Origin of the sequence: uncultured Cetobacterium sp., from assembly GCF_947038635.1 — a bacterium.
In the GTDB taxonomy this organism is placed as follows: domain Bacteria; phylum Fusobacteriota; class Fusobacteriia; order Fusobacteriales; family Fusobacteriaceae; genus Cetobacterium_A.
In genome coordinates this window covers 1-11,841 of record NZ_CAMQXC010000066.1, presented here as the reverse complement: position 1 = coordinate 11,841, position 11,841 = coordinate 1, and the positions used below count along the sequence as shown (strand labels likewise).

At 29.1% G+C, this 11,841-nt stretch carries 13 protein-coding genes and 1 riboswitch; of the genes, 12 read left to right on the top strand and 1 reads right to left on the bottom strand.

Annotation, left to right across the window (positions count from 1 at the left end; translation table 11 throughout):
* Window positions 1–853, bottom strand: an 853-nt coding sequence (locus tag Q0V08_RS07435; protein ID WP_297433529.1) for a hypothetical protein, incomplete at its 3' end; no start/stop codon positions are given.
* Window positions 854–1,059: 206 nt separating this feature from the next.
* A riboswitch (cobalamin riboswitch) is annotated at window positions 1,060–1,237 on the top strand.
* Window positions 1,238–1,363: 126 nt separating this feature from the next.
* On the opposite strand from Q0V08_RS07435, the gene Q0V08_RS07430 reads away from it, so the two are divergent.
* The 12 genes from Q0V08_RS07430 to Q0V08_RS07375 all read left to right on the top strand — a co-directional run.
* Window positions 1,364–2,848 carry a cobyric acid synthase gene (locus Q0V08_RS07430; protein ID WP_297433527.1) on the top strand — a complete coding sequence of 495 codons (1,485 nt, stop codon included), beginning with the start codon at window positions 1,364–1,366 and terminating at the stop codon, window positions 2,846–2,848.
* Window positions 2,848–3,795 carry an adenosylcobinamide-phosphate synthase CbiB gene (gene cbiB, locus Q0V08_RS07425; protein ID WP_297433525.1) on the top strand — a complete coding sequence of 316 codons (948 nt, stop codon included), beginning with the start codon at window positions 2,848–2,850 and terminating at the stop codon, window positions 3,793–3,795. Before Q0V08_RS07430 ends, cbiB begins: the two co-directional genes overlap by 1 nt.
* A 21-nt stretch (window positions 3,796–3,816) precedes the next feature.
* A complete protein-coding gene (locus Q0V08_RS07420) occupies window positions 3,817–4,869 on the top strand; it encodes a histidinol-phosphate transaminase (protein WP_297433523.1) in 1,053 nt (350 codons plus the stop codon).
* Complete coding sequence (locus Q0V08_RS07415; protein WP_297433521.1) at window positions 4,869–6,197, top strand: cobyrinate a,c-diamide synthase; 1,329 nt, start codon at window positions 4,869–4,871, stop codon at window positions 6,195–6,197. The genes Q0V08_RS07420 and Q0V08_RS07415 overlap by 1 nt, the downstream gene beginning before the upstream one ends.
* The gene (locus tag Q0V08_RS07410) at window positions 6,185–6,829 is read left to right on the top strand and encodes a precorrin-8X methylmutase (protein ID WP_297433519.1); all 645 of its coding nucleotides are present in this window, start codon (window positions 6,185–6,187) and stop codon (window positions 6,827–6,829) included. The genes Q0V08_RS07415 and Q0V08_RS07410 overlap by 13 nt, the downstream gene beginning before the upstream one ends.
* Window positions 6,829–7,953: a cobalt-precorrin-5B (C(1))-methyltransferase CbiD gene (gene cbiD / locus Q0V08_RS07405; protein WP_297433517.1), complete on the top strand. Its 1,125-nt coding sequence runs from the start codon at window positions 6,829–6,831 to the stop codon at window positions 7,951–7,953. The genes Q0V08_RS07410 and cbiD overlap by 1 nt, the downstream gene beginning before the upstream one ends.
* Window positions 7,946–8,575, top strand: coding sequence for a precorrin-6y C5,15-methyltransferase (decarboxylating) subunit CbiE (gene cbiE, locus Q0V08_RS07400; RefSeq protein ID WP_297433515.1), 630 nt, complete (start codon window positions 7,946–7,948; stop codon window positions 8,573–8,575). Before cbiD ends, cbiE begins: the two co-directional genes overlap by 8 nt.
* 5 nt (window positions 8,576–8,580) lie before the next feature.
* On the top strand, window positions 8,581–9,156 hold the full coding sequence (gene cbiT, locus Q0V08_RS07395) for a precorrin-6Y C5,15-methyltransferase (decarboxylating) subunit CbiT (protein WP_297433513.1): 576 nt from the start codon (window positions 8,581–8,583) through the stop codon (window positions 9,154–9,156).
* Window positions 9,156–9,881, top strand: coding sequence for a precorrin-2 C(20)-methyltransferase (gene cobI / locus Q0V08_RS07390; RefSeq protein WP_297433511.1), 726 nt, complete (start codon window positions 9,156–9,158; stop codon window positions 9,879–9,881). The genes cbiT and cobI overlap by 1 nt, the downstream gene beginning before the upstream one ends.
* On the top strand, window positions 9,860–10,621 hold the full coding sequence (gene cobM / locus Q0V08_RS07385; RefSeq protein WP_297433510.1) for a precorrin-4 C(11)-methyltransferase: 762 nt from the start codon (window positions 9,860–9,862) through the stop codon (window positions 10,619–10,621). The genes cobI and cobM overlap by 22 nt, the downstream gene beginning before the upstream one ends.
* Window positions 10,621–11,607, top strand: coding sequence for a cobalt-precorrin 5A hydrolase (gene cbiG / locus Q0V08_RS07380; RefSeq protein WP_297433508.1), 987 nt, complete (start codon window positions 10,621–10,623; stop codon window positions 11,605–11,607). The genes cobM and cbiG overlap by 1 nt, the downstream gene beginning before the upstream one ends.
* On the top strand, window positions 11,594–11,841 hold a 248-nt coding region (locus Q0V08_RS07375), incomplete at its 3' end, for an SAM-dependent methyltransferase (RefSeq protein ID WP_297433506.1). The genes cbiG and Q0V08_RS07375, both read left to right, overlap by 14 nt.

Here is an 11,841-nt window from a genome sequence, read left to right as displayed (position 1 = left end):
TAAAGTTTATATTATCTAGCTGTAATTTAGTAACTGTATTAATATCTTTTAAATTTTCAGCATTATTTTTTTTAGTAATCCCTTTTAAAATAAAGATATGTTCTTTAATAAATTGAATAACTTTGTCATTAATTAATGATAAATCTTCTGCTGGAATAACACCAACTAAATTTGTAAAAATTTTACTAACTTTATCAGATGTATCCATACCTAAAGTTTTTAATTTTTTCTGAATATCTAAATATGATTCTTCTCCTAAATCATTTTTTAATGGTTCAATCAGAGAATTAAAAGCAGATATATTGCTTTGATAGAAATTTAAAACTTCAGCTTCGATAGTTTTTTCTTCACTTTCAAAAGTGCTATAACTTTTTTCACACTCTTCTATGAAGTTGGATAAACTTTTTCTAAAAAAGTATTTTAATTCGAAAGATGTTATAGGATGGAAACTATGCTTGCTTTCAAGTAAAGTTGTTTCAAGATGAATATTACATTTTTTATCATTTATTTCAGTAAGATGTAAATTTGTTTCAATTTTAAATTTATCACCTTCTGTTAATATAAAATCCAATCCTTTATTTGCTTGAGGTTTTTTTAAATATAGTTTGTGTGTTGTATTTCCAAATGTTACATCTAAAAGAAATGCTTCATCATTAACAGCTGCATTAACTTTTGTATTTAAGATATCTTTTACTTTAAGATCTTCATAAGATTTATTTGAATTTTTTGCTCCAACTAGCCATTTTTTAAGATTCTTAGGATTTAATGCAAAAATCTCTGCAAACATAGGAGGAACATTGATAGTTTTATCCTCTACAAGAAGAGGTTGTTTATTTGTTTTAACATCGTTCATAATTTAATCACTCCCTTATAAAAATTTAATATGTCACATTTAATCTACGAATAAAATTTAATTTTCTTTTTTATTATTGCAGTTTTATTAAAATTATTTTTAGAGATTAGTTTTTTATGAAATACTATACATTTGTAGTTTAATTTTTAAACATAAACTTTTAAAAAAGGTTGACTTGTGCATAATCATTATGTATAATTATGATAAATATGTATATTATTTATGGTTCAATAATTTGATTAAAAGGAAAGTTGAGTGAAAATCTCACACGGTCCCGCCACTGTAAGGAGGACGAAATTAGACTAGCCACTGTAGTTTTTATGGGAAGGCCTAAGAGTAGGATGAATCTGAGTCAGGATATCTGCCATGAATATAAAAGAAAATATAAAATCTGCGGTGAACAGATTTGTATTTAGAACTGTCAATTTCAATTCTAATTAGCAATATTCTATTCATTTTCGCATTTTTTATATTTCCGCTAAACTTCACAAATTTAGGAGAAATGATATTATGAAACATAAGAACATAATGGTTGTTGGGACGTCTTCAGGAGCAGGGAAGAGTATAACAGTTACAGGCTTATGTAGAGCATTTTTTAAAGATGGATACACAGTTTCACCTTTTAAATCTCAAAATATGGCACTGAACTCTTATATAACAAAAGATGGACATGAGATGGGTCGAGCACAAGCTCTTCAAGCGATGGCATGTGAGATAGAAGCTCACTATACAATGAATCCTATTTTATTAAAGCCCACAGGGGATAGAAGGATTCAAGTGATTGTCAATGGAAAATCTATTGGTAATATGGGAGGACTTGAATACGGAGATTATAAATCAAAGTTAAAAAAAGATATAATTCAAGCTTATAATATAATTAAAGATAAAAATCAAATATGTGTTATAGAGGGAGCAGGAAGTCCTGTAGAATTAAATATAAAGCAAGACGATATAGTAAATATGGGATTAGCTGAAATGGTTGATGCTCCTGTTATTTTAGTTGCAGATATTGATAGAGGTGGAGTTTTTGCATCAATTTACGGAACCATATCTCTTATGGAACCAGAAGAGAGAGTTAGAGTAAAGGGTGTAATTATAAATAAGTTTAGAGGAAATGTTGATATATTAAAACCAGGATTAGAAAAAATAGAAGAACTGACAGGGGTTCCAATTTTAGGAGTTATGCCATACTTTGAACTAGACATAGAGGATGAGGATGGGGTAACAGAAAAATTTAATAAGATTAAATCAAAAACTGCAGATATAACAGTTTCAGTTATAAAATTGAAACATATATCGAATTTTACAGATATTGATGCTTTATTAGCAAATAAAGATGTAAATGTTAATTATGTGACATCATTTCACGAATTAGGAAATGAGGACTTGGTAATTATACCTGGATCTAAAAACACAATAGATGATTTAAAAGATATAAAAGAGAAGGGAATCGCACAAGAGATTATAAAAATTTCTAGAAAAGGAACTCCTATTATTGGGATATGTGGAGGATTTCAAATTTTAGGAGAAAAAGTGTTAGATCCTTATGGAATAGAGGGCGATATAAAAGAACTTCCAGGACTAGGGCTTTTAGATATAGAAACTACAATGGAAAAAGAGAAAGTAACAACACAATATACAGGAGTATTAAAAGGAGAAACTGGACTATTAAAGGGATTAGGAGATATTCAAGTTAAGGGTTATGAAATTCACCAAGGAGTAACAGAGGGGAAAGAAAAATCTATAACTTTAGATAATAGACTAGTAGCTACAGTAAAAGATAATATTTTTGGAACATATTTACATGGAATTTTTGATAATAGAGAGTTTACTGATTTTATTTTAAATAATATAAGAGAAAAAAAAGGACTGGAAAAGAAAAATAGCACAATGACATTTGATGAGTATAGACTTCAAGAGTTAGATAAGTTAGAAAAAATATTCAGAGAAAATGTAGATATAAAAGCTATTTATAAGATTTTGGAGGAGAACTAATGAGCATCATTTTAAAAATATGGATAGCTTATTTGTTAGATTTAATTTTAGGGGATCCATATTGGTTTCCACATCCAGTTAGATTTATAGGAAAATACATAACTTTTATTGAAGGTAAAATTTATTCATTTAGAAATAAAAAGGTATGGGGAGGAGTATTAGCTTTTACAGTGATACTTTCAACAGTGATATTGTCATATTATATGGCTAAAATGTCTGAATTTTTAGAAATTTTCTTTTTGTACACAACTTTGGCAACAAAAAGTTTAGGGGCTGAAGGGATTAAAGTTTATAAAATTTTAAAAAATGGGGATTTACAAAAAGCACAAAAAGAGCTTTCTTATTTAGTTAGTAGAGATACAGGTGAGATGGATGAAATACAAGTTGTAAGAAGTACAATGGAGACTATAGCTGAAAATAGCGTCGATGGAATTATAGCACCTATGTTTTATACATTTTTAGGAAGTTTTATAGTAGTTGATGGTATTTCACTGGCATTACCTTTAGCAATGGGGTATAAAGCAGTAAACACTCTTGATTCAATGGTTGGATATAAAAATGATAAATATATAGATTTTGGTATGGTTTCGGCAAAAGTAGATGATTTCTTTAATTTTATCCCAGCGAGGCTATCTGGTTTAATAATAATTCCAATTGCAACATTTTTATTAGGAATGGGAATAAAAAAACCATTAAAAATATTTTTTAGAGATAGAAAAAATCATTCAAGTCCAAATTCAGGTCATCCAGAAGCAGTTTTTGCAGGAGCTATAGGTGTTCAATTTGGCGGTAAAACAAAATATTTTGGAAAATATTTTGAAAAACCTACAATAGGAGATAAATTAAAAGAGTTTCAATGTGAAGATATAAAAAAATGTTATAAGATAATGTTTATGACATCTTTTGTAGGAATAGTTTTGTTTACAACATTTATTAAACTAGTATAAGACAATAGGAAGTGAAGTAATATGGATTTGCATGGTGGAAATATATATAAACTAAAAAGAGATAGTGGGATAGAAGTTTTAGATTATAGTTCTAATATAAATCCCTTAGGAGTTCCAAGTAGCTTTAAAAAAGCAGTTGTAGAAAATTTTGAATCTTTAGAAAAATATCCGGATATAGATTATATAGAGTTAAGAACATCTATTGGAGATTATAATAATTGTCATATAGATGATGTAGTTGTAGGAAATGGCGCTACAGAGGTTCTATTTCTATATATGAAGGCAGTAAAAGCCAAAAAGGTCCTAATAATCGCACCAACCTTCGCAGAGTATGAAAGAGCTGCTAAGGCTGCAGGAAGAGATATTAAATTTTTTCCATTGAGCAAAGATTTTTCTTTGAATGAGAATATGCTATTGGAATTTATAACAGATGAAGATGTTGTTGTTATGTGTAATCCAAATAATCCAACGGGAAAGTTTCAAAATCTTGAAAAAATAAAAAAAATAGCTGATTTTTTAGAAAGAAAAAATAAAAAATTATTTATAGATGAAGCTTTTATAGAGTTTGTTGATAATTGGAAAGATAAAACTGCATTTTTATTAAAACATAAAAATATATTTATTTTAAGAGCTTTAACTAAGTTTTTTGCGCTTCCAGGAGTTAGGTTAGGATATGGATTAACTTATGATAGAGCAATATTAAATGAGATAAAAAATATTAGAGAACCTTGGAGTGTTAATGGAGTAGCTGAAATAGCAGGAAAAACTATGCTTTTAGATACTTTGTATATACACGAAACAGAAAATTGGATAAAACAAGAAAAGATATGGTTTTATGAAGAGTTATGTAAAATAGATAATATAGAAGTAACTCCAACAGAAACTAACTTTATATTAGTAAAGTTATTAAATGATAATGCTAAAAGTTTCAGAAAAAAAATGATAGAGAATGGTGTTTTAGTAAGAGATGCTTCCAACTTTATGTTTTTAGATGAGAGTTATATAAGATTAGCAATAAAAGATAGAAAGAAAAATGAGAAAGTTTTAGAGGCTTTAAGGAGAGTGCTGAAATAATGAAAGGATTTGTTTTAGCAGGAACAAGAAGTGGAATAGGAAAAACTACAGTATCTATGGGGTTAATGGCTACTTTTGAAGATGTTGCTCCATTTAAAGTAGGACCTGATTACATAGATCCTAGTTTTCATAAATTTATAACAGGAAATAAAAGTTATAATTTGGATCTGTTTTTAATGGGAGAAGATGGAGTAAGGTATAGTTTTGAAAAACATAGTAAAGAAATATCTATTGTTGAAGGTGTTATGGGGCTTTATGATGGTTTAGGAAATTCTTTAGATAATTATAGTACAGCTCATTTATCTAGAATTTTAAAATTACCAGTTATCTTAGTAGTAGATGCGGCAGGAAAAAGTACAAGTATCGCAGCAGAAGTTTTAGGATATAAAAATTTAGATCCAAGAGTTAATATAGCTGGAGTTATAATAAATAAAGTAAACAGTGAAAAGCTCTATGAAATGTTAAGAGATGCTATAGAAAGTTATACAGGAATACCATGTTTAGGATATTTAAAAAAAGATGAAAATTTAGGAATTAGTAGTAGACATTTAGGATTACTTCAAGCAGATGAAGTTAAGGATTTAGAAGAAAAAAAAGAGCTTTTAAAAGAAGAGATAAGAAAAACTATTGATTTAAAAAAGATAGAAGAGATAGCTAATCTACAAAAATCAGAAAAAAAAATAGATATTTTTAAAAACGTAGAAAATTTATATACAGGATTAAAAGTAGGGATAGCTAAAGATAAAGCATTTTCATTTTACTACGAGGATAATTTAGAGCTTTTACAAAGAATGGGAATAGAACTTGTAGAGTTTTCACCTATAAAAGATAAGAAAATACCTGAGGTTGATTTATTATATTTTGGTGGAGGATATCCAGAAAATTATTTAGAAGATTTATCAAATAATAAGGATTTTTTAAACTCTTTAAAAGAATTTCATGAGTCTGGAGGACATATTTATGGAGAATGTGGAGGATTTATGTATCTTAGCCAAGGAATAAAAACTTTGGAGCAAAAAAGTTATTCTATGGCACAATTAATTGACTGTAGTGTAAAGATGACTGGAAGACTTTTTATCAGTAGATTTGGATACGTAGATGTAGCTTTTGGAGAGTTAAATGGAAAAGCTCATGAATTTCATTATTCGACTATAGATGAAGTAGGCAATGATGAAAGAGTGTTTAAACTTAGAAAAAGTGATGGTAGAGAGTGGTTATGTGGTTATAAAAATAAAAATCTCATAGCGGGATATCCACATTTACATTTTTTTAAAAACTTAGATATATTAAAGCAGATGTTAGAAGGAGCAAAGAGATGTCATATATAAAAAGACCACAAGATATTGAAATAAGAAGTTTTGAAATAATAGAGGAAGAAATGGGAGAAAAGGCAAAAGAGTTTTCTCCAACTCATTTACCAATAGTAAAAAGAGTTATACATACAACAGCTGATTTTGAATATGCAGACCTATTAGAGATTTCAGAAGGAGCGGTTGAATCGTGTTTAGAAGCCTTAAAAAAAGGTGGTAAAATATATTGTGATACTAACATGATAGCTAATGGTTTAAGTAAAATTACTTTAGATAAGTATGGATACTCAGCTTATTCTTTAGTTTCAGATAAAGATGTAGCAGCTGAAGCTAAAGAAAGAGGAGTAACTAGATCAATAGTAGGAATAGAACATGCAGCAAAAGACCCTAATACAGATATATATCTAATTGGGAACGCACCGACAGCACTATTTAGATTGAAAGAACTTATTGATTCTGGTGAGGTTCAAAAGCCCGCTTTAATAGTTGGGGTTCCTGTAGGATTTGTGGGAGCGGCTGAATCAAAAGAGATTCTACCTGGAAGTGGAATACCATATATTATTGTAAAAGGTAGAAAAGGAGGAAGTCCTGTAGCTGTTTCAATACTTCATGGAATTTTATATCAGTTACATAAGAGAGAAGGATTTTAATGGATAAAGAATTAAGATCGGGATATACAACTGGAACATGTGCATGTGTAGCGGCATTTGTTGCATTAAATCTTTTGATAGAAAAAGATTTGGGAGAAAAAGTTGAGATAACTACATTAAATGGAGTAACTTTAAATATACCAATACATTCAAAAAAAAGAGGAAGTAATTGGGCTAGAGGTGTTGTTTTAAAAGATGCAGGAGATGATCCTGATGTTACAAACGGAATAGAAATTTGTGCTAAAGTAAAAATTGTAAAAAAATTACCCAAGATAGAAAGAGCTCATAATTTTAATAATATGTTAATAGTAGGTGGAAGAGGTGTAGGATTAGTAACAAAAAAAGGACTTAAAGTAACACCTGGAAAATCAGCTATAAACCCAGGACCACAAGAGATGATAGTAAAAACTTTAAATCCACTTCTTGAAGAGTATGGATTAAAAGTAATAGTAACTATATACGTTCCAAAGGGAAGAGAAAAAGCTTTGAAAACTTTTAATGGAAAGTTAGGGATACTAGGTGGGATATCTATTTTGGGATCAACTGGAATAGTTAAACCTATGAGTGAGGATGCACTTACTAAATCTATGTTTGCTGAATTAAAAGTTTTAAAAGAAAATAGTACTAGAGAATGGGTGGTGTTTGCTTTTGGAAATCATGGGAAACAATTTTGTATAGATAATAATATAGATGTTGAACAGATGGTTGTAACAAGTAATTATATTGGATTTATGATTGATAGCGCAGTAAAATTGGGATTTAAAAAAATAGTATTAATTGGACATATAGGAAAAGCTATAAAAGTAGCAGGTGGAATTTTTAATACTCATAGTAGAGTTGCTGATGCTCGTTTAGAAATAATTGCAGCAAATGCTATTTTAATAGATGAACCTAGAGAGAATATTTTAAAAGTTTTAGAAGCAAATACAGCTGAAGAAGCTACAGAATATATATTAAAAAAAGAAAGCTTATTTAATTTAATTGCTAATAAAGTAGCTAAAAGATCAGCTGAATTTTCAAGAGACAGTATAGAGTTTCAATCAATTCTTTTTAACTATAGTGGAGATATATTGGGATATAGCAATGGATTTTATGAGATGATAGAGGAGTTAAAAAGTGAGTAAAGAGATATCAGTGGTGGGACTTGGACCAGGAAATCTAGATTACATGACAAAGGCAGGAGTAGATAGAATAAAAAATTCTCAAATTGTTATAGGTGGAGAGAGGCAATTAGAAGAGATTGATGCTCTTTTAAATAATCAATATATCTATGTTATGAAAAAACTAGATGAAATGAAAGAGTTTGTTTTAAAAAATATAGACAAAAATATAGTGTTTATTGTTTCAGGAGACACAGGTTATTATAGTTTGCTTACATATTTAAAAAAGAGTTTTCCTGAAAAAAAATTTAATGTTATTCCAGGGATATCTTCTTTTCAATATCTATTTTCAAAAATAGAGATGACTTGGGAACACTATCAACTTTGTAGTGTTCATGGAAGAGAAAATGATTATATAGAAATATTTAAAAATAGTAAAAATGGGGTAGTACTTCTAACTGATGAGAAAAACAATCCAATTGAAATAAGCAAAACACTTGTTGAAAACAATATTTTAAATGCTGAAATAATAATTGGAGAGAGACTTTCTTATAAAGATGAAGTTATTACAAGGTTTTTAGTATGTGATTATAAAAAATATAGTAAAAAATATGAAATGAATGTAACAATTATAAGAAAGGTTTAAAAATAATGGGACATATTTATGATAAAGAGTTTGTTCAAAAAGAACTACCTATGACAAAACAAGAGATTAGAGCAATTTCTATAGCGAAATTGCAATTGCAAGATGATTCTATTTTAGTAGATGTAGGTGCTGGAACTGGAAGCATTGGAATTGAAGCTGCAACATATTTAAGAAATGGAAATGTTTTTGCTATTGAAAAGGAAGAAAAAGGTATAGAAACTTTAAAAGAAAATATAAATAGATTTAGATTGGATAATATAGAAGTAATTGTAGGAAGAGCTCCTGAAGCAATACCAATTATTCAATACGATAGAATGTTTATAGGTGGATCAACAGGTTCAATGAGAAACATACTTGAACATTTTATTAAATATTCAAAAGATAATTCTAGAGTAGTCATAAATGCGATAACTTTAGAAACTTTAGCAGATGCTACAAAGCTTTTAAAAGAATTAAATTTTAAAAATATAGAAGTTGTAAACGTTGTTGTATCTAGAGGAAAGAGTATAGGACCATACACAATGATGTATGGAGAAAATCCAATATATATAATAACAGCAGATAAGGAGGAAACAAAGTAATGTCAACAGCAAAGTTTTATGGAATAGGAGTAGGAGTAGGAGATCCTGAAATGTTAACGCTAAAGGCTATAAGAGCTTTTAAAGAGCTAGATGTAGTAGTTTTACCAGAGGCTAAAAAAGCTGAGGGAAGTACAGCATATGAAATAGCTAGAGAGTATTTAAAAGAGGGAGCAGAAACTTTGTTTGTTGAGTTTCCAATGTTAAAAAGTGTAGAAGCTAGAAAAGAGTTTAGAAAAAGAAATGCAGATATGATAGTTGAGCATTTAAAAGCAGGAAAAAAAGTTGGATTCTTAACAATTGGAGATCCTATGACATATAGTACATATGTTTATATTCTTGAGTACTTAGATGGGATGATACCTGTAGAAACAATTCCTGGAATATCGTCGTTCTCAGATATGTCTTCAAGATTTAATCTGCCTTTAGTTATGGGAGAAGAATCTTTAAAAGTTGTATCGTTAAATGGAGAAACTAATATTGTTGGTGAAATTAACTCTGCAGATAATATCGTATTTATGAAAGTATCTAGAAATTTTGATAAACTTAGAGCTGGACTAGAAGCTACAGGAAATCTAGAAAATATAATAATGGTTTCAAACTGTGGAAAAGAAACACAGGAGATAAATTTTGATTTAACAAAAATGGAAGAGGAAGATATTCCTTACTTTACAACATTAATACTAAAAAAAGGTGGTATCAATCAATGGAAAAAGTTTATTTCATAGGAGCAGGACCAGGAGATCCAGAGTTAATTACAGTAAAAGGACAAAGATTAGTAAAAGAGGCAGATGTAATAATTTATGCAGGTTCTTTAGTTCCAAGACAAGTTATAGAGTGTCATAAAGAGGGAGCGGAAATTCATAATTCAGCTTCAATGACTTTAGAGGAAGTTATAGATGTAACTGTTAAAGCAATAAAAGCAGGAAAAAAAGTTGCTAGAGTTCACACAGGAGATCCAGCAATATTTGGAGCACATAGAGAGCAGATGGATATGTTAGATGAGCATGGGATAGAGTATGAGGTAATTCCAGGGGTAAGTTCATTTTTAGCATCTGCAGCAGCAGTAAAAAAAGAGTTCACGTTACCAAGCATTTCTCAAACTGTAATTTGTACAAGATTAGAAGGAAGAACTCCAGTTCCAGAAAAAGAGAGTTTAGAGTCATTAGCTTCTCATAGAGCTTCGATGGCTATATTTTTATCAGTACATATGATAGGAGACGTTGTAAAAAGATTAGCTACGCATTATCCAATGACAACTCCAATAGCAATTGTTCAAAGAGCTACTTGGGAGGATCAAAAAATTGTTTTAGGAACATTAGAAACAATTGAAGAAAAAGTGAAAGAAGCGAATATAACTAAAACAGCTCAAATTTTAGTTGGAGATTTTTTAGGAGATAAATATGAAAAATCTTTATTATATGATAAGCATTTTACTCATGAATTTAGAAAAGGAATTGAGAAGTAATGAAATTGGCAGTTTGGACTGTAACAAGAGGAGCAGGTCTAAATGGAGTAGAGATTAAAAATAAACTTGAAGGAGTAGATTTATTTACTCTTTCAAAATTTAAAATAGACAATAGTTTTCAGATAGAAAACTTTACTGAAGAGTTAAATAAAGTATTCACTAAATATGATGGACATATTTTTATAATGGCAACAGGGATTGTTATTCGTAAAATCGCATCTTTAATCAAATCAAAAGATGTTGATCCAGCAGTAGTTGTAGTAGATGAAGGGATGAATTTTGTAATTTCTCTTCTTTCTGGACATCTAGGAGGAGCAAATGATTTGACTCAAAACCTTCATGAAATATTTGGATTAGTTCCAATTATAACAACTAGTTCAGATGTAACAGGAAAAATTGCAGTGGACACTTTATCTCAGAAATTAAAGTGTAATCTAAAATCATTAGAAGATGCCAAAAAAGTTACATCATTAATAGTAGATGGAAAAAATGTTGAATTAAGTCTTCCTAAAAATATATGCAATGAAAATCCTGAAGGTATTATGGTTATTTCTAATAAAGAAAATTTAGAAATTGTGCATTTATATCCTGAAAATTTAGTTATAGGAATAGGTTCAAGAAGAGGAATTGAAAAAGAAAAAGTTTATGAATTTTTAGTAGAAACATTAAAAAAACATAATCTTTCACTTAAAAGTATAAAACATTTTGCAACAGTAGATTTAAAAGCAGATGAAGAAGGAATTGTTGAAACTGTTAGAGAGCTTGGAAAAGAGTTGAAAATTGTTAGTAGAGAAGAGATATTAACAGTAGAAGATATGTTTCAAGGATCTGAATTTGTAAAAAAAGAGATAGGTGTAAAAGCTGTTTCAGAACCGTGTGCATATTTAACGTCAAGTAAAGATGGAAAATTTATAGAGATAAAAGCAAAAAAAGATGGAATAACAATTTCCATTTATGAGGAGAGATTTATTTATGAAAAAAGGTAAAATATATGTTGTAGGAATTGGTCCTGGAAATATGGATGATATAACAGTAAGAGCGTATAGAGTTTTAAAAAATGTGGATGTAATAGCGGGATATATAACTTATATAGACTTAGTGAAAGATGAGTTTGCTGAAAAAGAGTTTTATGTATCAGGAATGAAAAAAGAGGTTGCTAGATGTGAGCAGGTGTTAGAGATTGCTAAGTCTGGAAAAGATGTAGCACTAATTAGTAGAGC

What these genes read in the sequence shown, in the direction of transcription:
- cobI (WP_297433511.1), top strand. Translation starts at nt 9,156, where the DNA reads ATGTCAACAGCAAAGTTTTATGGAATAGGAGTAGGAGTAGGAGATCCT.
- cbiG (WP_297433508.1), top strand. Translation starts at nt 10,621, where the DNA reads ATGAAATTGGCAGTTTGGACTGTAACAAGAGGAGCAGGTCTAAATGGA.
- cbiB (WP_297433525.1), top strand. Translation starts at nt 2,848, where the DNA reads ATGAGCATCATTTTAAAAATATGGATAGCTTATTTGTTAGATTTAATT.
- Q0V08_RS07430 (WP_297433527.1), top strand. Translation starts at nt 1,364, where the DNA reads ATGAAACATAAGAACATAATGGTTGTTGGGACGTCTTCAGGAGCAGGG.
- cbiT (WP_297433513.1), top strand. Translation starts at nt 8,581, where the DNA reads ATGGGACATATTTATGATAAAGAGTTTGTTCAAAAAGAACTACCTATG.
- cobM (WP_297433510.1), top strand. Translation starts at nt 9,860, where the DNA reads ATGGAAAAAGTTTATTTCATAGGAGCAGGACCAGGAGATCCAGAGTTA.
- cbiD (WP_297433517.1), top strand. Translation starts at nt 6,829, where the DNA reads ATGGATAAAGAATTAAGATCGGGATATACAACTGGAACATGTGCATGT.
- Q0V08_RS07415 (WP_297433521.1), top strand. Translation starts at nt 4,869, where the DNA reads ATGAAAGGATTTGTTTTAGCAGGAACAAGAAGTGGAATAGGAAAAACT.
- Q0V08_RS07420 (WP_297433523.1), top strand. Translation starts at nt 3,817, where the DNA reads ATGGATTTGCATGGTGGAAATATATATAAACTAAAAAGAGATAGTGGG.
- Q0V08_RS07410 (WP_297433519.1), top strand. Translation starts at nt 6,185, where the DNA reads ATGTCATATATAAAAAGACCACAAGATATTGAAATAAGAAGTTTTGAA.